At 62.7% G+C, this 19098-nt stretch carries 18 protein-coding genes; 9 read left to right on the forward strand and 9 right to left on the reverse strand.

What is annotated here, in order from left to right; genetic code table 11:
- Positions 1-52: 52 nt before the first annotated feature.
- Positions 53-1633 carry an ABC transporter substrate-binding protein gene (locus ACPPVP_RS29885; RefSeq protein ID WP_426527064.1) on the reverse strand — a complete coding sequence of 527 codons (1581 nt, stop codon included), beginning with the start codon at positions 1631-1633 and terminating at the stop codon, positions 53-55.
- A gap of 406 nt (positions 1634-2039) precedes the next feature.
- Here ACPPVP_RS29885 and ACPPVP_RS29890 point away from each other — a divergent pair, with 406 nt between their 5' ends.
- The 6 genes from ACPPVP_RS29890 (at position 2040) to ACPPVP_RS29915 (ending at position 9351) form a co-directional block, all read left to right on the forward strand.
- Complete coding sequence (locus ACPPVP_RS29890; RefSeq protein WP_426527066.1) at positions 2040-3170, forward strand: M20/M25/M40 family metallo-hydrolase; 1131 nt, start codon at positions 2040-2042, stop codon at positions 3168-3170.
- 318 nt (positions 3171-3488) lie between these two features.
- On the forward strand, positions 3489-5021 hold the full coding sequence (locus tag ACPPVP_RS29895; RefSeq protein ID WP_426527068.1) for a M81 family metallopeptidase: 1533 nt from the start codon (positions 3489-3491) through the stop codon (positions 5019-5021).
- 5 nt (positions 5022-5026) lie between these two features.
- Complete coding sequence (locus ACPPVP_RS29900) at positions 5027-6199, forward strand: M20 aminoacylase family protein (RefSeq protein WP_426527070.1); 1173 nt, start codon at positions 5027-5029, stop codon at positions 6197-6199.
- Positions 6192-7622 carry an amidase gene (locus ACPPVP_RS29905; protein ID WP_426527072.1) on the forward strand — a complete coding sequence of 477 codons (1431 nt, stop codon included), beginning with the start codon at positions 6192-6194 and terminating at the stop codon, positions 7620-7622. Before ACPPVP_RS29900 ends, ACPPVP_RS29905 begins: the two co-directional genes overlap by 8 nt.
- 164 nt (positions 7623-7786) lie before the next feature.
- Positions 7787-8677, forward strand: a complete 891-nt coding sequence (locus tag ACPPVP_RS29910; protein ID WP_426527074.1) for a crotonase/enoyl-CoA hydratase family protein — start codon at positions 7787-7789, stop codon at positions 8675-8677.
- Positions 8674-9351, forward strand: a complete 678-nt coding sequence (locus ACPPVP_RS29915) for an esterase/lipase family protein (RefSeq protein WP_426527076.1) — start codon at positions 8674-8676, stop codon at positions 9349-9351. The genes ACPPVP_RS29910 and ACPPVP_RS29915 overlap by 4 nt, the downstream gene beginning before the upstream one ends.
- Here ACPPVP_RS29915 and ACPPVP_RS29920 read toward each other — a convergent pair.
- A complete protein-coding gene (locus tag ACPPVP_RS29920; protein ID WP_426527078.1) occupies positions 9314-10303 on the reverse strand; it encodes an alpha/beta fold hydrolase in 990 nt (329 codons plus the stop codon). The genes ACPPVP_RS29915 and ACPPVP_RS29920 overlap by 38 nt on opposite strands.
- Positions 10304-10428: 125 nt before the next feature.
- Between ACPPVP_RS29920 and ACPPVP_RS29925 the strand changes: the two genes are divergently transcribed.
- Entirely contained in the window at positions 10429-11322 is an 894-nt protein-coding gene (locus ACPPVP_RS29925) for a LysR family transcriptional regulator (protein WP_426527080.1), read from the forward strand.
- A gap of 23 nt (positions 11323-11345) precedes the next feature.
- Here ACPPVP_RS29925 and ACPPVP_RS29930 read toward each other — a convergent pair whose 3' ends face one another.
- From ACPPVP_RS29930 to ACPPVP_RS29940, 3 genes are all read right to left on the reverse strand, one after another.
- A complete protein-coding gene (locus ACPPVP_RS29930; RefSeq protein ID WP_426527082.1) occupies positions 11346-12320 on the reverse strand; it encodes an NADPH:quinone oxidoreductase family protein in 975 nt (324 codons plus the stop codon).
- On the reverse strand, positions 12320-12928 hold the full coding sequence (locus ACPPVP_RS29935) for a 2-hydroxychromene-2-carboxylate isomerase (protein ID WP_426527084.1): 609 nt from the start codon (positions 12926-12928) through the stop codon (positions 12320-12322). Before ACPPVP_RS29935 ends, ACPPVP_RS29930 begins: the two co-directional genes overlap by 1 nt.
- Before the next feature lie 136 nt (positions 12929-13064).
- Positions 13065-13766 carry a glutathione S-transferase N-terminal domain-containing protein gene (locus tag ACPPVP_RS29940; RefSeq protein ID WP_426527085.1) on the reverse strand — a complete coding sequence of 234 codons (702 nt, stop codon included), beginning with the start codon at positions 13764-13766 and terminating at the stop codon, positions 13065-13067.
- A gap of 149 nt (positions 13767-13915) precedes the next feature.
- On the opposite strand from ACPPVP_RS29940, the gene ACPPVP_RS29945 reads away from it, so the two are divergent.
- On the forward strand, positions 13916-14938 hold the full coding sequence (locus tag ACPPVP_RS29945) for a methionine synthase (protein WP_426527087.1): 1023 nt from the start codon (positions 13916-13918) through the stop codon (positions 14936-14938).
- Between the two features lie 93 nt (positions 14939-15031).
- On the opposite strand, the gene ACPPVP_RS29950 is transcribed toward ACPPVP_RS29945, so the two are convergent.
- From ACPPVP_RS29950 to ACPPVP_RS29965, 4 genes are all read right to left on the reverse strand, one after another.
- On the reverse strand, positions 15032-15649 hold the full coding sequence (locus tag ACPPVP_RS29950) for a hypothetical protein (protein WP_426527089.1): 618 nt from the start codon (positions 15647-15649) through the stop codon (positions 15032-15034).
- 141 nt (positions 15650-15790) lie between these two features.
- Positions 15791-16318 carry a xanthine phosphoribosyltransferase gene (gene gpt / locus ACPPVP_RS29955; protein ID WP_025589454.1) on the reverse strand — a complete coding sequence of 176 codons (528 nt, stop codon included), beginning with the start codon at positions 16316-16318 and terminating at the stop codon, positions 15791-15793.
- Between the two features lie 34 nt (positions 16319-16352).
- The gene (locus ACPPVP_RS29960) at positions 16353-16706 is read right to left on the reverse strand and encodes a hypothetical protein (RefSeq protein ID WP_426527091.1); all 354 of its coding nucleotides are present in this window, start codon (positions 16704-16706) and stop codon (positions 16353-16355) included.
- Between the two features lie 12 nt (positions 16707-16718).
- The gene (locus ACPPVP_RS29965) at positions 16719-17456 is read right to left on the reverse strand and encodes a competence/damage-inducible protein A (protein ID WP_426527093.1); all 738 of its coding nucleotides are present in this window, start codon (positions 17454-17456) and stop codon (positions 16719-16721) included.
- Between the two features lie 220 nt (positions 17457-17676).
- Between ACPPVP_RS29965 and ACPPVP_RS29970 the strand changes: the two genes are divergently transcribed.
- Positions 17677-19095, forward strand: coding sequence for a circularly permuted type 2 ATP-grasp protein (locus ACPPVP_RS29970; protein WP_426527095.1), 1419 nt, complete (start codon positions 17677-17679; stop codon positions 19093-19095).
- Positions 19096-19098: the final 3 nt, after the last annotated feature.

Here is a 19098-nt window from a genome sequence, read left to right on the forward strand (position 1 = left end):
CGACCTTCAAACGACGCAGGCGGAGAAATTTCCCCCGCCCGCGCCGCTCAACTCACTTGGTGACTTCGATGTTCCAGAATACCGGCGCCGGCGCAATGACGAACCCCTTGACGTTCTTGCGCATCGCGACCGGCTGCACATATTCGCCGACCGGAATCTCGGGCGTCGTCTCGATGGCACGCAGTTGCACCGCCTCGGCGATCGCCTTCTGCTTGGCCGGGTCGGTTTCGCGTGCGAAGTCATCGCGCAGTTTTTCGAGTTCGGCATCGCACGGCCAGCCGAACAACGCCTTGTCGCACGATGAGTTCAGATAGGCCGTCGACACCGGGTTCATCACGTCGGCGGCAACCCAGGCCGTCAGGAACGCGTTCCAGCCACCGGCATTGGGCGGGTCCTTCTTGGCCCGGCGCGCGACCACCGACTGCCAATCCATCGATTGCATGTCGACCTTGAAGCCCGCCTTCTCCATCAGCGATTTGGCGACCGGCGCAAGGTTGGTCAGCACCTTGAGGTCGGTCGAGTGCATCAGCACGACCGGGGTGCCGTCGTAACCGGCTTCCTTCAGCAGCTCCTGCGCCTTCTTGGCGTTGGAGGTGAGAAGTCCGTCCATTCCCTTGGTCGACGCGAACGGCGTACCGCAGATGAACAGCGCCTTGCACTCCTTGATGTAGTCGGCGTCGCCAATGGTCGCCATCAGGAAGTCTTCCTGGTTGAAGGCATACCACAGGGCCTGACGAATCTTGGGATTGTCGAACGGTTTGTGGATGTGGTTCGGACGGAAGACGTACTGCCCCTTCAGCGGCGGCGATATGATGACCGAGACGTTGGGGTCCTTCTTCAGCGTGCCCAGCAAATCGTGGCTCGGCTGCTCGACGAAATCGATTTCGCCCTTGGACAGCGCGTTGACGGCCTGCTGCGCGTCGGAAATCGCGCGCCACTCGACGCGGTCGACCTTGACGACCTTGCCGCCGGCCATGCCGGACACCGGCTCACTACGCGGCTTGTATTTGTCGAACTTCGCATAGACCGTCTTGTCGCCCGGCTTCCATTCGTCTTTCAGGAAAACAAAGGGCCCGGATCCGGTGAAATCCTCGATCTGCTTGTTCGGGTCGGTTTCCGCGACGCGCTTGGGCATCATGAACGGCACGTTCGACGAAGGTTTTGACAGGCCGAGAAGCACGAGACCTGTCGGTTCCTTGAGCTTGATGGTGAAAGTCTTGGCATCGACCACGGCAATCGAGTCGACGAAAGTCATCATCTTCTGGCCAAGCGAATCCTTGGCGGCCCAGCGTTTGATTGATGCGATGCAATCTTCCGACGTGACCGGCTGCCCGTCATGCCACAGCAGTCCGTCGCGCAAGGTGAAGGTGTAGCCCTTGCCGTCGGCCAAGGCTTCGTACTTCTCCACCATCTGCGGCTTGATCTCGCCCTTTTCATCCTGCGCGAGCAGCACATCGTAGATCATGTAGCCGTGGTTGCGGACGATGTAGGCCGTGGTCCAGATCGGATCCAGAATCTTCAGATCCGAGTGCATGACGGCGCGCAACGTGGTCTGGGCAAGCGCGGGCGCTTCCATGGCCACCAGGCTGCCGACACACGTCGCAGCAAGAATTGCTTTTCTGAACACGTTCATTCCTTCGTCTCCGTTGTCGTCTTAACGCCCGAACGCCTATTGTTCAGGCCCCTGCCCAATTTCTCACCGGACTATAGGGTCGATATTCAGCTTCACAACACCCTTTTGACCCCGACGACACTGGTGGCGCCGGCGCTCAGCAGAAATCAGGACAGCCCTCCGGACAGGTCCTTATCAAGGCCGGCTTGCGCCTGCCGCCAGATGGATTGCAGTCCCGGTTCAGCTCCGCCAACGCGCCTCCTCAAAAGTCTACAATCAAGAATGATGCCAGAATTACCGTTGCCCCTACCGCGCACCGGGAAGGTCCGAACGCGCCATGTTTTCCCTTTACAAATCTGCCGCCGGTCCTTCTCGTAAAGGGTCCACACCGAACCCAAACATTCCGGCCCAACCGGGAGGACCCCTCATGAATCCTGCCAACCTTCCCTTTGATTCCGATTCCATGCTGCAGGGTTTGCGGGCCTGGGTGGAATGCGAAAGCCCCACCTGGGATGCGCGTGCGGTCGATCGCATGCTCGATCTTGCGGCCCGCGAAATGGCCATCATGGGTGCGACCATCGAACGCATCGCCGGACGGCAGGGCTTTGCCGGCTGCGTCCGCGCGCGCTTCCCTCACCCGAAGCAGGGCGAACCTGGAATCCTGATCGCCGGCCATCTGGATACCGTCCATCCCATCGGCACGCTGGAAAAGCTGGCGTGGCGGCGTGAAGGCAACAAATGCTACGGCCCGGGCATCTTCGACATGAAAGGCGGCAACTACCTCACCCTCGAAGCGATCCGGCAACTGGCCCGCGCCGCGTTCACCACGCCGCTGCCGATCACCGTGCTGTTCACGCCGGATGAAGAGGTCGGCACGCCGTCGACCCGGGACATCATCGAGGCCGAAGCCGCCCGCAACAAGTACGTACTGGTGCCGGAGCCGGGCCGCCTCAACAACGGCGTGGTCACCGGGCGATATGCCATCGCCCGCTTCAATCTCGAAGCCATCGGCAAGCCGAGCCATGCCGGCGCCACGCTCTCATCGGGCCGTTCCGCGATCCGCGAGATGGCACGCCAGATTATCGCTATCGACGGCATGACGACCGAAGATTGCACCTTCTCGGTCGGCATCGTGCATGGCGGCCAATGGGTCAATTGCGTCGCCACCACCTGCACCGGCGAGGCGCTCAGCATGGCCAAACGACAGGCCGATCTCGATCGCGGCGTCGAAAGGATGCTCGCGCTTTCCGGGAGCAGCAACGATGTCACGTTCAAGGTCACGCGTGGCGTGACCCGGCCGGTGTGGGAACCGGACGCGGGCACGATGGCGCTTTATGAACACGCGCGCGGCGTGGCGAAGGGCATGGGCCTCGAGCTCCCGCATGCCAGCGCCGGTGGCGGCTCCGACGGCAATTTTACCGGCGCCATGGGCATCCCCACCCTTGATGGCCTGGGTGTTCGTGGCGCCGACGCTCATACGCTCAACGAGCATATCGAGGTCGACAGCCTCGCTGAGCGTGGCCGTTTGATGGCGGGTTTGTTGGCGACGCTGAGTTGAGCGGCGCACAGCAAGGCTGCGGCTGCGATTTCGCCGATTTCGTTCCCAGTTCCGATATTGGCGGAGAGCAACGCTCCCTCCCCGTCATTGCGAGCGAAGCGAAGCAATCCATGCGGCTGCATGCTGAGGCATGGATTGCTTCGTCGCTTCGCTCCCTTGCGCAAACTTGCGTTTGTCGCAGGCAATGACGCGGTTGGTCGCGCAGCAAGCCGACCTTAACGCCCACGCGGCATGCAAAACGGAATTGCTCCTCCGCTTGCGCTTTCCGCGATGTCACGCTTAACGTCCCCCAACGAAAAGCATTGACCGAGAGACTTAATGACCCGCATCGCCGTTGGCGCCTTTCTGCACGAGACCAACACTTTTGCGCCAACCAAGGCGACCTATGACGATTTCGTCCATGGCGGCGGCTGGCCGTCGATGGCGCATGGCGCCGACGTCCTCAAGGTGATGCGCAAGATCAATGTCGGCCTGGCCGGCTTCGTCGAGGCGGCCGAAGCCAATGGCTGGGAGCTGGTCCCGACGATCTCCGCGGCCGCGGTGCCATCGGCGCATGTCACTACGGATGCCTTCGAGCGCGTCATGAAGGAGATGGTCGACGGCATCGCCGCGGCGGGACCGATCGACGCCGTCTATCTCGACCTGCACGGCGCGATGGTGACCGAGCGTCATGACGACGGCGAAGGCGAAACGCTGGCCCGCGTGCGCAAGGTGATCGGTAACGACCTGCCGCTGGTCGTGAGCCTCGACCTCCATGCCAACGTCTCGCCCGAGATGATGGCGCATGCCGATGCGCTCATTGCCTACCGCACCTATCCCCACATCGACATGGCCGATACCGGCCGCGCCTGTGCAAGACACCTCGCGCTGATGCTGAAGACGAAAACACGTTTTGCAAAAGCGTTCCGGCAATTGCCGTTCCTGATCCCGATCAGTTGGCAATGCACCAACGACCAGCCGACCAAGGGCATCTATGAAAAGCTCGCGGCGCTCGAAAGCGACGCGGTGCCGACGCTGTCCTTTGCGCCGGGTTTCCCGGCGGCGGATTTTCGGGACTGCGGGCCGAGCGTGTTTGCCTACGGCCGGACGCAGGCTGATGCGGATGCCGCGGCCGACAAACTGGTGACGCTGGTCGAGAGCCACGAGGACGATTTCGACGGCCGCATCTATTCGCCCGATGACGGCGTGCGTCTCGCGATGGAGCTGGCGAAATCGGCAAGCAGGCCGATCGTCATCGCGGACACCCAGGACAATCCCGGCGCCGGCGGCGATTCCGACACCACGGGCATGCTGCGCGCGCTGGTGCGCAACAAGGCCTCCGGTGCCACCGGCGTGATCTACGATCCGGCGTCGGCCAGATCAGCGCATACGGCCGGTGTCGGCGCCACGGTCACGCTGGATCTCGGCGGCAAGTCCGGCATACCGGGCGATGCGCCATACCGGGAAACTTTCGTCGTCGAAAAACTGTCCGACGGCAAATTCGTGGCGGCCGGCCCCTATTATCGCGGACGCGACATGGATATGGGGCCCTCGGCCTGCCTGCGCATCGGTGATGTCAGAGTGGTCGTCGGCTCCTACAAGGCGCAGCTCGCCGATCAATCGATGTACCGCTATGTCGGCATCGAGCCGACCGAACAGAAAATCCTGGTCAACAAGAGCTCGGTGCATTTCCGCGCCGACTTCGAACCGATCGCCGAAAAGCTGCTGATCTGCGCCGCACCCGGCGCGATGCCGGCCGACACCGCAGCATTACCCTGGACACGGCTGCGTCCGGGCATCCGCATCAAACCGAACGGCCCTGCCTTCACCCCATCCGCTCAATCTCACTCAACCTCTCCAGTCACGGGATAACAGACATGCCCACCATCGACCGCATCGACGGCTACACCGAAGAACTCACCGCCATCAGACGCGATCTGCATGCCCATCCCGAGATCGGCTTCGAGGAAGTGCGCACCTCCGGCATCGTCGCGGAGAAGCTGAAGGGCTGGGGCATCGAGGTGCATCGCGGCCTCGGCGGCACCGGCGTGATCGGCGTGCTCAAGGGCAAGGGCAGTGGCGGCAAGCGCATCGGCCTGCGCGCCGACATGGACGCGCTGCCAATGGAAGAGAATACCAACCTGAAATGGCGCTCGACGATTCCCGGCCGCTTCCACGGCTGCGGCCATGACGGCCACACCACCATGCTGCTCGGCACCGCGCGCTATCTGGCCGAGACCAAAAATTTCGACGGCACCGTGCATTTCATCTTCCAGCCCGCCGAGGAAGGGCTCGGCGGCGCGCGCGCCATGATCAAGGACGGCCTGTTCGAGAAATTCCCCTGCGACGAGGTCTATGGCCTGCACAACGCGCCGGACCTGAACCACGGCGAGATCGCGATCCTGCCGGGACCGGCGATGGCCGGGGCTGATTTCTTCGACATCACCATCCAGGGCTACGGCGCGCATGGCGCGATGCCCGAACGCTCCAAGGATGCGGTCATCATCGCCACCACGCTGACGCAGGCTCTGCAGACCATCGTCAGCCGCAACGTCGATCCCCTGAAGTCCGCGGTGCTGTCGGTCACGCAGATCCATGCCGGCTCCGCGAACAACGTGATCCCCGGCGACGCCAGACTGGGCGGCACGGTGCGCGCGTTTGACGACGGCGTGCGCGCCCTGATCCGCGAGCGCATGCGGACGATCTGCGCCGGCATTGCCGCGACCTATCAGTGCGAGATCACCGCCGACATCCGCGATACGTTCAGCGTGCTCGTCAACGAGGAGGAGCAGTCGCGGGTGGTCGAGGCGGTGGCGAAGACCGTGGTCGATCCGGCCAATGTGCTGACGCGCGCGACGCCGAAGATGGGAAGTGAGGATTTCGCCGACATGATGCAGGTGGTGCCCGGCGCCTATTTCTGGATCGGCCATGACGGCTCGGTACCGGTGCACAATCCCGGTTATTTCCTCGACGACAAGATCCTGCCGATCGGCGCCAGCATGTTCGCCCGCATTATCGAAACCCGTTTGCCGGCAGGTTCGCATGCATAAAACCGTCAAAGAAGAACAAGAAGAAATCACCTCGCTGCATGACCTTTCCGCGACCGACCTGATCGCCGGCTATCGCGCCAAGCAGTTCTCGCCCTCGGAAGTGCTGGAGGAAGTGATCGAGCATGTCGCGGCGTGGGAGCCGCACATCAAGGCGCTCTATCTGTTCGATCCGGACAGCGCGCGCGCGGCCGCGAAGGCCTCGACCGACCGCTGGCAGAGGGGCGAGCCCGCCGGCACGCTCGACGGCATTCCGGTCACCATCAAGGACAACATCGCCACCAAGGGCCAGCCGGTCCCGCTGGGTGCCGCCAGTGTCAAGCAGGTGGCAGCGGAGAAAGATGCGCCGCCCGCCGCGCGGTTGCGCGAATCCGGCGCGATCATCTTCGCCAAGACCACGATGCCGGATTACGGCATGCTGTCGTCGGGCCTCTCCAGCTTCCATCCTCTCACCCGCAATCCCTGGGACCTCAGTAAAAATGCCGGCGGCTCCTCCTCCGGCGCGGGTGCGGCTGCTGCCGCCGGTTACGGCCCGCTGCATCTCGGCACCGACATCGGCGGCTCGGTGCGGCTGCCGGCCTCCTGGTGCGGCCTGGTCGCGCTGAAGCCGAGTTTTGGGCGCGTGCCCGTCGATCCGCCCTATGTCGGCCGCGTCGCCGGGCCGATGACCCGCACCGTCGACGATGCCGCGCTGATGATGTGCGTATTGTCGAAACCGGACCGCCGCGACGGCACCAGCCTGCCGGCGGACAGCAGCATTCACTGGAAGGCACTCGATAAATCGCCGCGCAAGCTGCGCCTCGGCCTGATGCTCGATCCCGGCGCCGGGCAGCCGCTGGAAGGCGACGTGCGAAGCGTTGCCGTCAAGGCGGCCAAGGCGTTCGAATCCGCCGGCGCCGTCGTCACCGAGGTCGATGGCATCCTGACGCGCGAAATGCTCGACGGGCTCGACAATTTCTGGCGCGCCCGGATGTGGGACGATCTCTCGAAACTGTCGCCCGAGGAACGCGGCAAGACGCTGCCTTACATCCACAAATGGGCGGAAGCCGCCGCGAAGCTTTCCGGCGTCGACGTCATCAGGGGCTTTAACGCCACGATGGCGATCCGCGCAGCGGCTGCGAAACTATTCTGCGACCTCGATTACGTGATTTCGCCGGTGTCGCCGGTGGTGAACTTCCCGGCCGAATTCGCCGCCCCGGTCAACGATCCGGACAGGCCGTTCGAGCACATTGCCTATACCGTGCCGTGGAATATGTCTGAAAACCCCGCGATCTCGATCAATGGCGGGTACGACGCCAAGGGTTTCCCGATCGGCGTGCAGATCGTCGGCCGCCGCTTCGACGATCTCGGCGTGCTCGGCATGGCCAAGACGTTCGAAGGCCTGCGCGGCCCGCAGCGGCCGTGGCCCTCGCCGCCGAAGAAGTAGCGACATTGCGCCTTCATGGCCGGGCTTGACCCGGCCAGCTATTGTAGGATGGGTAGAGCGAAGCGAAACCTATCGAACAGATGCGGGCTTTGCGTGATGGGTTTCGCTTCGCTCTACCCATCCTGCGAACTACGAAACGAAAAAATAGAAGGAAACGCACCCCCATGGCGTATGAGACCATCAAGTACCAGGTCGACGATCAGATTCTCACCATCACGCTGAACCGGCCCGACAAGCTCAACGCCTTCAACGGCACGATGCAGCAGGAACTGATCGACGCGTTCGACGCCGCCGACAAGGACGACAATGTCCGCGCCATCATCGTGACCGGCGCGGGCCGCGGCTTCTGCGCCGGCGCCGACCTCTCCTCCGGCGCCAACACGTTTGACCGCGACGCGCGACGCGGGCCGGTGAAGCGGCTGGCCAGCGGTGCGGTCGACTACAGCGATTCCCAGGTGCGCGACGGCGGCGGCCAGGTGACGCTGCGCATCTTCAAGTGCCTGAAGCCTGTCATCGCGGCGGTGAACGGCCCGGCGGTCGGCATCGGCGTCACCATGCAGCTCGCAATGGACATCCGCATCGCGTCGGAAGCCGCACGCTTCGGCTTCGTATTCTCCCAGCGCGGCATCGTGCCCGAGGCCGCCTCCAGCTGGTTCCTGCCGCGTATCGTCGGCATCTCGCAGGCGCTGGAGTGGTGCTATTCGGGCCGCGTCTTCCCGGCGCAGGAAGCGCTCGCCGGCCGCCTCGTCAGCAAGGTGGTGTCGCCGGACGATCTGCTGCCGACGGCGCGCGTATTGGCAAAAGAATTCGCGGCCAAGACAGCGCCGGTATCGGTGGCGCTGATCCGGCAGATGATGTGGCGGATGATGGGCGCCGACGATCCGATGGAAGCCCACAAGGTCGACAGCCGCGGCATCTACGCCCGCGGACGAAGCGACGACGTCAAGGAAGGCGTGGTCTCGTTTCTGGAAAAGCGCCCGGCGCAATTCAAGAACAAGGTCTCCAGCGACATGCCCGACTATTTCCCGTGGTGGCAAGAGCGCGAGTATAAGTGAGCGAACGGCCCGCATCGGCCAACGCGACCCGAGATGGCGTCGTTCTGCTGCATGGCATCAGCAGGACGGCGCTATCGTTTCGAAAGATGCAGTTGGCGCTGGAACGAGCCGGTTTCACCACCCTCAACCTGGATTATCTGAGCCGCAGCAAGGCGCTGGAGGCGCTGGCCGAGGACATTCATCCCGCCATCCAGCGTTTTGCCGATGGCATCGATGGCGCCGTCCATTTTGTCGGCCATTCCATGGGCGGGCTGTTGGCGCGGGTCTACATCGCCAGGCATCGGCCCAAACGCCTGGGCCGCGTGGTGATGTTGGGCACGCCGAACGGCGGCAGCGAAATCGCCGACCGCCTGAAGAATTTTGGCGCCTTCCGCGCCTTTTTCGGGCCGGCCGGACAACAGCTCGGCACACAGCGAAGCGCAGTAGACGACGCAATGCTTCCGCCGATCGACTATTCCGTCGGCGTCATCGCCGGTAACCGCTCGATCGATCCGGTGGCCGGGACGATGCTGCCGAAGCCGCATGACGGGCGGGTGTCGGTTGCGAACACCAGGCTCGACGGCATGGCGGATCACATCATTGTCGAGACCTCGCATCCGTGGCTGGTACGAAATGGGCTCGCGATCGAACAGACGATTACGTTCGTCCGGGATGGGAGCTTCCGCCGGACGTAGCCGGAGGGCGGTCCACCTTCCGGCGGAGAAAATCGCGGATGGCGTCGGCAATTTCATGGAGATGCGTCTCGAGCGCGAAGTGGCCGGTGTCGTAGAGATGCACTTCCGCGCCCGGAACATCGCGCTTGAAGGCCGCTGCGCCCGCCGGGACGAAGGTTTGATCGTTCTTGCCCCAAACAAGAAGAACAGGTGGGTGAGTGCGGCGGAGGTATTCCTGGACTTGAGGATAGAGCGCGACATTGCTGCCATAGTCCATCAACAGATCGAGTTGAATCTCATCATTGCCCGGTCGCGCAAGAAGCGCGCTGTCAAGCGCAAAGGCCTCCGGCGCCACCAAAACCCTGTGCGCCTCGGAAACTCCTGTCAGGTAGCGCCGTTGCCCAGCCTCCGGCGTCAAAGCCGCACGCCACGCCATGCGGGCCTGTTCTGTAGGTTCTCGCGAAGCCTTTAGGCGGCCTGCAAAGCCGGCACTCAACCCCTCCTCGTAGGCGTTGCCGTTCTGCGAGATAATGGCGCTGACGCGCTCCGGATGAACCAAAGCCAGCCGCAATCCGATCGGCGCGCCGTAGTCGAAGATATACATCGCATAGCGCTTCAGACCGACCGCTTGGGTGAAATCATCCATCACCTGGGTTAGATGCTCGAACGTATACTCGAACCGTGCCCGATCCGGCGCATCGGAGAAGCCAAACCCGGGATAATCGGGGGCGATGACGTGATACCGGCTCGCCAGGAGGGGGATCAGATTTCGAAACATGTGCGAAGAAGTCGGAAAACCATGCAGCAATAGCAGCGCCGGCTTATTGGAATCGCCTGCTTCTCGATAGAAGATTTTGACATCATCAACGGTGACCGTCCGATAATGGGTTACCGGCTCCGCGGCCAGCGACCTCGCAAAATTGCCCAGTAAAGCGATTGTCGCAAGGGCTGCAACGAAAAGCGCGCGAGACATTGGAAACTCCTGACACAGGCATTGGCGGCAATCGCCTAACTTCTCCGTGCGTCAGAACAAAAATTAACATTCGATACAATCATTCAAAAACAGGATACATTCTCTCAATAATCGGGAGAATGAGATTGAACCGGATTAGCGACCTTCAAGCCTTTATCGCCATCGTGGAGAAGACCAGTCTAACAATGGCGGCTCATCAACTCGGTCGTTCGCTTCAATCCGTCAGCCGATCTCTGGCTGCCATAGAAGAAGACGTCGGAGTCGAACTCATCCACCGGACAACACGCCGTTCCAGCCCGACGGAAGCCGGTCTTGCCTATTATCACCGTCTCAAGACGGCGCTCGAGGATATTGAGGAGGCGAAGCTTCAAGCCGCGCATCGCAGGCTCGAGCCGTCCGGCCTGTTGCGCATCAGCGGCCCAACCGGATTTGCAGCCCTCCATCTGGTTCCGGCAACGGCCGCGTTCCTCGAACTCCATCCAAAGATCGAAGTCGAAGTCAGTACCTACGACCGATATGTCGATCTTGTCGAAGACAACCTCGACCTTGCCGTGCATGTCGGGCCGTTGCCCGACTCTACAGCCAAAGCCAAACGCCTTGCCGATCTGCGGCGGGTCTTCTTCGCTTCGCCAGGCTATTTCGCGAAATACGGTCGGCCGAAACGTCCGGAAGATCTTTCAAAGCATCAATGCATCGTTCGCACGGCGCGGGTTGGTGCGGATATCTGGCCATTCACGGTCGACGGCAAGGTCAAGACGATCAAGGTAACCGGGCGTTTTCGCGCCAATGGCGCCAGTGTCATCAACGAAGCAGCAATTCATGGCCTTGGAATTGCCATTGCGCCGCTTTGGCATATTCGGCCGTTGATCGATCGAGGCCTGGTCGAACTGGCACTCGCTCGATTTTCTCCACCGCCCATTCCAGTTCATGCCGCCTGGTCAGGGACGCGCGTGCTACCGGCGAAAACGCGCATGTTCGTCGATTTCCTGAGCCAACGCCTCAAGGCGAAGCGCTTGTAGTCGAAGTCGAAATCTACTCGCCCTCACCCCATCGTCAGCGCTATGCGCCCGATGGCCTTGCGGTCGATCAACAGGCGCATCGCTTTCGCATAATCCTCCAGCGGCAACCGATGCGAGATGTTGGGACGAATCTTTCCGGCTTCCGCCCATTCCGTCAGCGCCTTGATCCTGACCTCGCCGAGCGCGGGATTTTTCCGCACCGCCTCGCCGGCGCGGACGCCGAGTACACTGGCGCCCTTGATCATCAGGAGGTTGGTCTTCGCGAGCCCGATGCCGCCGGTAAAGCCGATGATCAGCAGCCGCGCGCCCCAGTTGATGCAGCGCATCGAATTCTCGAACACCTCGCCGCCGACCGGATCGAACACCACGTCCGCACCCCGCCCGTCGGTGATGCGCCTGACGGCGTCGCGGAACGGCTCGCGGTCGTAGCGAATGAGATGATCGGCGCCCCTCGCCTTCGCGATCGCCAGCTTCTCGTCACTCGAAGCGGTCGCGATCACGGCAGCGCCCAGCATCTTGCCGATCTCGACGGCGGCAAGCCCGACGCCGCCGCCCGCGCCGTGCACCAGCAGTACCTCACCCGGTTGAAGCCGGCCGCGATCGATCAGCGCGTGATAGGCGGTGCCGTGGCCGGCCAGAAATGTCGCGCCCTCGGCGTAGTCGAAATTCGAGGGCAATTTTACGAGCTGCGAGGGCGTGGCGACGGCTTCATCGCAATAGGCGCCGTGCCGCATCTTGACGATCACGCGATCACCAACCGCGACGCCCTCGACCGCGTTGACCTCGACGACATCGCCGGCGGCTTCAACGCCCGGCGTGAATGGCAGCGGCGGCTTGAGCTGATATTCGCCCGCCGCCATCAGAATATCGGGAAAATTGATGCCGGCGGCGCGGATGGCAACGCGCACCTGCCCCGGCGCCAGCGGCGCCGCGACAAACGTTTCCAGGCGCAGATTCTCGGGCGGGCCGAGCTCGCGGCAGACGACAGCCTTCGGCATCAGGCGGCCCGCGCTTTCAGGCGCTCCAGCGCTTCGCGGATCAGCGGCATCCGGTCGTTGCCGAAATACATGTCGGTCTTGCCGACATAGATCGTCGGCGAACCGAAACCGCCGCGCGCCATCACCTCGTCCGTGTTGGCCTTGAGCTGGTCCTTGATCGCCTGCTGGCCGATGCCCTCGAAGAATTTGACGTGGTCGACGCCGGCCTTCTTGCAGACCTCCGTCAGGACCGAGTCCTGCGAGATGTCCTTGTCGCCACCCCAATAGGTCTCGAACACCGCGGTGGCAAACGGCACCATGTCCTGACCAAGCCAGATGCAGCCGCGCATCGCCTTGACGCTGTTCACGGGAAACACCGTTGGCGGCATCTTGATCGCAAGGCCAGCGGAGCGCGCCCAGTCGGCAAGATCCTTCTTCATGTAGCGCGCCTTCAACGGCACCGGCGTCTCACGCTGCGCGTAGACGCTCGGGTTGACGGTATTGAAGATGCCGCCGACCAGGATCGGCCGCCAGGAGATCTCGACGCCAAGCTCCCGGGCGAGCGGCTGGATATTGTGGAAGGCGAGATAGGTCCAGGGACTGGAACAGTCGAAGAAGAATTCGATCATGGGTGTTTCCTTTGTTATTGATGTTTGCGGTTTCTTACCGTCATTGCGAGCGAAGCGAAGCAATCCATCGCGCCACCCAAAGAAAGAATGGATTGCTTCGTCGCTGCGCTCCTCGCAATGACGATGCGGCTGAAGCTTACTTCCTCCCCGCCATCTCCTTGGCACGCTGCCCGAACATATTCTTCCGCGCCTCCTCGTCGAACGGCTCCTTGACGAACTTGCCGATCGCCAATCCCGCCTGCACCTGAGGCCGCGCGCGGACGTCAGCGTACCAGCGCTTGACGTTCGGGTAATCGTCGAGCGTAAAGCCCTGCGCCTTGTGGGTCATGGTCCAGGGAAAGCAGGCGATATCGGCGATCGAATAGTTGCCGGCGACATAGGCGCCGGTCTTGCCCAACTGGGTATCGAGCACGCGGTAGAGTCGCGCCGCCTCGTCGCGGTAGCGTTCGATCGCGTAAGGAAGCTTCTCCGCCGCATAGAGCGCGAAATGGCCGTGCTGGCCGAGCATGGGCCCCAGCCCACTCATCTGCCACATCAGCCATTCCGTGACGCGGGAGCGGGCTCGCGTTTCCTTCGGCAGAAAGCGCCCGGTCTTGTCGGCGAGATAGATCAGGATCGCCCCGGTCTCGAACACCGGGAACGGCCCCTGCCCGTCGGCGGGTTCATGGTCCACGATGGCCGGAATGCGGTTATTCGGGCTGATCGCCAAAAACTCCGGCTTGAACTGGTCGCCGGCACGGATGTCGACGGGGATGACCTGATAGGGAAGCCCGAGTTCCTCCAGCATGATCGAGATTTTCCAGCCATTGGGGGTCGGCGCGTAATGCAGGTCAATCATGGCTCCCCTTGCCTCGCCCCTTCCTTGCGCCCCAGGCGGGATTTTGCTTGAAGACGCGCTTCGCGCTTTTGGGCGACTTTTGTTGTTCTGTACCTCGATCATAAGACATGGCAGACAGGCGCTCAATCAATACCGACCGGGAGGCTCCCATGCTGTTTCCAACTACGATCGCAGGCTCTCTGCCCAAGCCGGAATGGCTGGCCGAGCCCAACACGCTCTGGGCCCCCTGGAAGTCGAAAGGCGACGAACTCGCCCGCGCCAAGCGCGACGCCACCATGCTGGCGGTAAAGCTGCAGGAGGATGCCGGCGTCGATATCGTCACCGAGGGCGAGCAGGCCCGCCAGCATTTCGTCCACGGCTTCCTGGAGAAGGTCGACGGCATCGATTTCGCCCACAAGGTCGAAATGGGCATTCGCAAGGACCGCTACAAGGCAATGGTGCCGCAGGTCATAGCGCCGTTGACGCTGAAGGGCCGGGTCCATGCCGATGAAGCCCGCGTCGCCCGCACCCACACCACCCGCAAGCTGAAATTCACCCTGCCCGGCCCGATGACCATCGCCGACACCGTCGCTGACAAATATTACGGCGACAAGGTCAAGATGGCGTTCGCCTTCGCCGAACTGCTCAACAACGAGGCCAAGGCGCTGCAAGCCGACGGCGTCGACGTGATCCAGTTCGACGAGCCCGCCTTCAACGTCTTCATGGACGAGGTCTCCGACTGGGGCATCAAGGCGCTCGAGCGCGCCGCGGAAGGCCTGACCTGCACGACCGCCGTCCACATCTGCTACGGCTACGGCATCAAGGCGAATACCGACTGGAAGCAGACGCTGGGAGCTGAGTGGCGGCAGTACGAGGATATTTTCCCGGCGATCGAAAAGAGCCCGATCCAGCAGGTCGCAATCGAGTGCCGGAACTCGAAGGTGCCGCTGGATCTGCTGGCGGCTCTCCCCGGCAAGGTCATCCAGGCCGGCGTGATCGACGTCGCCAGCGATACGGTCGAAACCGCTGAGGACGTCGTCAAGGTGATCGAGGCGGTGTCGAAATTCGTGCCGTTGAGCAACATCGTCGCGACCACGAATTGCGGCATGGCGCCGATGCGGCGGGATATCGCGGAAGCGAAGCTCGCGGCGCTCGGAGCGGGTGCCAAGCTGGCGCGGCAGAAGCTGGGCTGATAACACCGTCATTGCGAGCGAAGCGAGCAATCTATCGTCCCGCAGCGGAGCTTTGAATTGCTTCGCTGCGCTCGCAATGACGGGGTGAAAACCTTAGCTTAACGCGCTCGGATGCAGCACTGGGCGATAGCCTGCGCCCAATGCTCGTACCGCCGACGGCGGTGTCAGCAGCAGCACGTTTTCGATTGCGGCCTTTGCCTTCTGATAGCCAGCCATCGACCACTGCAGCGCCCTGCCCTGCACGATCAGGAAACTCTCGTCGCCGGCCTGCACCATCGCACCGTCGGGCAATTGCGCCACCGGCATCGGCAACGGGTGCAACCGCTTCTTCCCGCGCTCCAGCCGCTCGCGATGCAGCACGGTGTCCAGTTCCCGCGCCCGAATATCTGCAATGCCATTGCCTTTCTCCCACGCCGCGCGAAACCGGTTGGCATCGTCGCGGCGGCAGAAGAAGCATGGCCGGTGGCCGGCGGAAAACGCCGTCGCCTCGTCAAGAAAGAACAGTTCGGTCCAGCTCCGCCCGCCCATCACCTTGCGCCGCCAGCCCCTGAACTCGCAGACGCAGGTGATCCAGGCCGGGCTCGACCAGCGTTTTCTGAGCAAGGTCTTTGTCGCGGGATCGTGGATGATGCCGCGGTTGCCGGTGAACAGGCCGCGATGCGGGGTGGCGATGATGTCGCCTGTGGGCGTGACGCGGTTTTGAAGGGGCATGGGCCTAACCTGTTGCCACCACCGTCATTGCGAGCGAAGCGAAGCAATCCATGCATCACGCCCGCGGGAGCATGGATTGCTTCGTCGCTAGCGCTCCCTTGCGCAAACGCTTCGCGTTTGTCGCAGGCAATGACGGAAAACTCACGCCGCGCCGTCGCGGATCGGCGGCTGGAACGAGAGCGCAGTATCCCAGGGAAAGAAAATCCAGGTGTCCTGCGACACTTCGGTGATGAAGGTATCGACCAGCGGCTTGCCCTTCGGCTTGGCGTAGACGGTGGCGAAATGCGCGTCCGGCATCATGTCACGGACCAACCTTCCGGTCTTGCCGGTATCGACGAGATCATCGACGATCAACAGGCCCTTGCCGGTGCCGCCGCCGAGCTTTGCGGTTTCGGCGGAAATGCCCTTCAGCACCTTCAGATCGCCCTGCTTGTCGTGGTCGTAGCTTGCGATGCAGACGGTATCGATCACGCGCACGCCGAGTTCGCGCGCGACGATCGCGGCTGGCACCAGCCCGCCGCGGGTAATCGCGATGACAGCATGAAACGGCCCGACCTCGTTGAGCCGCCAGGTCAGCGCCCGGCAATCGCGGTGAAACTGGTCCCACGAAACTGGAAATGCCTTGCCCGCCCGCTCCTGCGCGCTCAGTTCCGGAGCATCCGCCGCCATTACACTCTCCTGCATCGCCGCAATCACCGCGGGATTACAAACCCATTTTTCGAACCACAGAAAACACCAAGCCAAGCGCCAAGAGAAAGCCTACATAGGACAGAAGAGCCTGACGCGAACGGCGTATACCACGCCGGACGGCCTGGATATGTTCTTGCAGATCGGCAGGCTGCGCAGAGATCTTGGCCTCAAGTATGTTGGGTCCCGGGAAATTGACGCCGGGGTAGTCAAACTGCCAGTGATACGTGACCAATCCGATCGAGTAGTCACCGATCCGTCTGTATATTTGCCGGCTTTGCCACTGCACATAGAGAACAACCGCGCCAAGGCACAGCGCGGGAGCTGCGAGAACAACAACTACGACCGAGGGCAGCGTTTGTGTCGCCATCGAGGCCGTCTCTTAGCCCTTCGCGTTCAATCCCGCCAGCATCCCCTTCACCGCCGCCATCGCGGCGTTGAGCTTTTCGGGATCGCGCGAGCGGACGACGAGGTTGGTGTTCGGCTTCTTGTCATCGTCCATGAACGGATAGCTGCCGATGATGGTGTCGGGGTGCGCATTGGCGATCTCGCGCAGCGGCCCGCCGATGTCGCCTTCCCGGGCGTTGGCGCGGACCGAGTCCGAGAGCATCCGTACGCCCGACTTCAGCTTGGGCGCGACGATGTCCATCATCGCCTGCATGATCGAGGGGATGCCGGCCATGACGATGACGTTGCCGAGCTTGAAGCCGGGCGCCAGGATGGTCGCGCTCTGGATCAGTTCGGCGCCGTCGGGGACGCGTGCCATGCGCAGCCGCGCCTCGTTCAGATCCTGCTCGGTCCAGCGCTCGCGGAAGCGTGCCACGACCTCGGGGTGATGGTCGATCCCGACGCCAAATGCCTTGGCGACACTGTCGGCCGTGATGTCGTCATGGGTCGGGCCGATGCCGCCGGTGGTAAACACGTAGGTATATCGATTCCGCAGTGCATTAAGGGCATCGACAATGTCCTGCTCCTCGTCGGCGACGACGCGGACCTCCTTGAGGTCAATCCCGATATTGGTCAGGTATTCGGCGATGAAGCCGATGTTCTTGTCCTTGGTCCGGCCGGACAGGATCTCGTCGCCAATGACCAGAATACCCGCCGTGACGATCTCGCTCATGACTTCTCCCCACCTGTCCCGGTACTTTGCGCAAGCAGCGCATTGAAGTCACGGGGGTTTGCTGCCGAAATAAGCACCCGGCGGCCGTTTTTTAGGGCAGCGCGGCCAGCTACCCATAAGAAATGCCGCAAGCCAATGCATATCGCGCTGGCCCGAGCCTTGCTACCATCCCGTGAAGTCATGCACTGTGCCGCATGGCTTCGAGAGACAGTCAGGATTTATGGCAGCTGCCTTCGACGAAATGAACGTGCCCGGCGGCGACCTCCGCCCGGCCTACCGGGAGCTCTCCCGCTGGCTGAAGGAGACGCCTCCGGACGCCCTGGAATATCGCCGGCAGGAGGCGGAACTGCTGTTCCGCCGGATCGGCATCACCTTCGCCGTCTATGGCGACGCCGAAGCCCAGGAACGGCTGATCCCCTTCGACGTGATCCCGCGAATCATGTCGGCCAAGGAATGGGCCACGCTGGAAAAGGGCCTCAAACAGCGGGTCCGCGCGCTCAACATGTTCCTGCGCGACATCTATCACGGCCGCGACATCCTCCGCGCCAACATCATTCCCGACGACCTGATCTTCCAGAACCCGGTGTTCCGGCCCGAGATGAACGGCCAGAGCGTCCCGCATGACGTCTACGTGCACATCGCCGGGATCGACATCGTCCGGACCGACGCCGACAATTTCATCGTGCTGGAGGACAATGCGCGGACGCCCTCGGGCGTCTCCTACATGCTGGAAAACCGCGAAATCATGATGCGGCTGTTTCCGGACCTGTTCGCCCGCCACCGCGTCGCACCGGTGGAACGCTATCCGGACGAACTGCTGTCGGCGCTGCGCTCGGTGGCGCCACTGTCGGCGTCGGCGGAGCCGACGGTCGCCCTGATGACGCCCGGCGTCTACAATTCCGCCTATTACGAGCACTCCTTCCTCGCCGACAAACTGGGCATCGAGCTGGTCGAGGGCCGCGACCTCATCGTCAAGAACGACGAGGTGTTCATGCGCACCACCGAGGGCTTAAAGCGCGTTGATGTGATCTACCGCCGCGTCGACGACGATTTCCTGGACCCCCTGACCTTCCGTCCGGACTCGGCGCTCGGCGTGCCCGGACTGATGTCGGCCTATGCGGCCGGCAACGTCACGCTGGCGAACGCTGTCGGCACCGGGATTGCCGACGACAAGGCGATCTATTCGTACATGCCCGAGGTCGTAAAATTCTATCTCGGCGAAGAACCGATCCTAAAGAACGTGCCGACGTGGCGCTGCCGCGAGCCGAAGGATCTGTCCTATGTGCTCGACAATCTTGGCGACCTGGTCGTGAAGGAAGTCCATGGCTCCGGCGGCTACGGCATGCTGATCGGACCCGCCGCCACCAAGGCGACGATCGAGGCATTCCGCGACAAGCTCAAGCGCGAGCCCGAAGGCTTTATCGCCCAGCCGACGCTGGCGCTGTCGACCTGCCCGACCTGCACGGCGTCGGGCCTCGCGCCGCGCCATGTCGATCTCAGGCCGTTCGTGCTGACGGGAAGCCAGCACGTCACCATCGTGCCGGGCGGGTTGACGCGGGTGGCGCTGAAGGAAGGTTCGCTGGTGGTCAATTCGAGCCAGGGCGGCGGCACCAAGGACACCTGGATACTGGACGAATAGAGA

The organism is Bradyrhizobium sp. McL0615, from assembly GCF_049993905.1.
Taxonomy (GTDB): domain Bacteria; phylum Pseudomonadota; class Alphaproteobacteria; order Rhizobiales; family Xanthobacteraceae; genus Bradyrhizobium.